Source organism: Coprococcus intestinihominis, assembly GCF_040096555.1.
Lineage (GTDB): Bacteria > Bacillota > Clostridia > Lachnospirales > Lachnospiraceae > Coprococcus_A > Coprococcus_A intestinihominis.
This window is the reverse complement of record NZ_JBBMEK010000394.1, coordinates 1-1,967: the sequence shown is the minus strand read 5'-3', so window position 1 is coordinate 1,967 and position 1,967 is coordinate 1. Positions and strand designations below refer to the sequence as shown.

3 protein-coding genes and 1 pseudogene are annotated in these 1,967 nt (G+C 40.6%); all 4 read right to left on the bottom strand.

Annotated elements, in window-relative coordinates; all coding sequences use genetic code 11:
- Positions 1 to 208, bottom strand: a pseudogene (locus WMO25_RS17560) (beta-aspartyl-peptidase); the annotation flags it as partial.
- 91 nt (positions 209 to 299) lie between these two features.
- Positions 300 to 1,340, bottom strand: coding sequence for an alcohol dehydrogenase (locus tag WMO25_RS17555; RefSeq protein WP_015513292.1), 1,041 nt, complete (start codon positions 1,338 to 1,340; stop codon positions 300 to 302).
- Positions 1,341 to 1,453: 113 nt separating this feature from the next.
- A complete protein-coding gene (locus tag WMO25_RS17550) occupies positions 1,454 to 1,594 on the bottom strand; it encodes a MazG-like family protein (protein WP_349086479.1) in 141 nt (46 codons plus the stop codon).
- A gap of 187 nt (positions 1,595 to 1,781) precedes the next feature.
- The coding region (locus tag WMO25_RS17545; RefSeq protein ID WP_349086477.1) for a zinc ribbon domain-containing protein at positions 1,782 to 1,967 on the bottom strand (186 nt) is incomplete at its 5' end.

Sequence of the window (1,967 nt, the reverse complement as noted above, 5' to 3'; positions counted from 1 at the left end):
CTCCGAGTACATGAACGTGGCTATCAATGAATCCCGGAGTTAAAAGTAACCCCTCTCCATTGATCATTTCTGCCTCAGAAAGAAATCCGTCTGCGGATATAGAACCTGCATCTTTAATCTTAACAATCTTATCATTGATTGTAAGTACATCTTTTTTCCCCAGATGCTGTGGGGCATAAACATCAATATTCTGAATTAATTTCATCATAAATCACTCCCAATTATCAAGTGCAATAAAATATTCTATGTTTCGTAAAATCCCTTTGGTAAAAGAAATGTCAGAAGTGCTGCGATAACGACTAATGCCAACACTCAACAGCTACTTTTATAACACCATCTCTCTTATTCTCGAAGAGATCATAAGCCGCTTCAATCTTACTTAGAGGATAGGTATGCGTAATAAGTGGTTCTGTATTAATCTTTCCGTCAGCAATCAGTTTCAATGTCTCATCGCAGTCGCATCCATCTACTCCGCCGATTTTGAAAATAAGATTTTTGCCATACATATCCGGAAGCGGTAAACTCTGTGCTTTATCATAAAGTGCAACGATTGTTACAATTGCATTTGGTCTTGCGCACTCCCATGCAAGACGAAACGTTGATTCTGCTCCGGCAACTTCGAGAACAACATCTGCTCCACCATGATCACTTGTTTTCTTAACAAATTTCTCGCATTCTTCCGGGGAAACAGTAAGTACATCCGGATAATGCTTATTAATAAATTGAATACGTTCTTCGTCTTTCTCACACATGATAATGTGCTTTGGATTCTTCAGCATAACGCAAAGCAATGTACAGATTCCTGTAGGACCTGCACCAATGATCAGTACTGTGTCATCTTCTGTAATTTCAGAAATACGAGTTGCCCAGTAACCGGTAGCCAGAACATCTCCAACGAATAATGCCTGTCTCTCTGTAACTTCATCTGGAATCTTGTTTAAACCTTGATCTGCGAACGGCACACGCACATACTCAGCCTGACCGCCATCGATGCGACAGCCAAGAGCCCAACCGCCATTTTGGTCAGTACAGTTATTGACGTAACCTTTTTTACAGAAATAACATTCACCACAAAATGTCTCCACATTTACTGTTACTCTGTCTCCCGGTTTAACATGAGTAACAGCACCTCCAACTTCTTCAACAATTCCAACCATCTCGTGACCAACAGTAATTCCCGGAACTGCACGTGGAACACTTCCATGCTTGATATGCAAATCACTGGAACAGATACTCGCAAGCGTTACCTTTACGATAGCATCCCTTTCATGCATGATTACCGGTTTCGATTTTTCTCTTAATTCAAATTTCCCTTTTGATACATATGTATAAGTCTGCATTGTTTTCTCCCCACCATTTTCGAATAATATAAAGCGGTTTGCTCTTTCGGATTATTTTCATCCCGATAAGGCACTGTGGCCGCCATAACACACTATTTCAGCCCGCTTCCTTCTTAAAGCTCATTATATTTCTTTGCGCTGCCTTTGGCTTTCTCCACCGGATATTTTGCCTCATTCATTGTCATCTTCATATTGATAATTTCATCCACGTCCAATCCAGGGGCATCCAACAGATTCTGGGAATACACCATCACATCTGCCAATTCCTTTTACATGCTGCAAATCATACTCCTTATCATTCCACTGAAAACACTCTAATAATTCTGCCGCGTGAACTACCCATTGTCTAAAGCCAATGGGCTTCCTGCTTCACAGACCTCGTGACCTACTATCTCCACAGGCGTAAATTGGGGCAGTCCCTGCCCTATATAGTTATTCTTCTTATGCTATTTGTCGTAATCCCTCCGCCAGTATATTTTTTGCAGCGTTAATGTCTCTATCATGTTTTGCACCACAAACTGGACACGACCATTCTCTTATTGATAAATCTTTTATCTCTGTATTTTGGTATCCGCAAACCGAACATAACTGGCTGCTGGCATAGAATGTATCTATCTTTATATATTT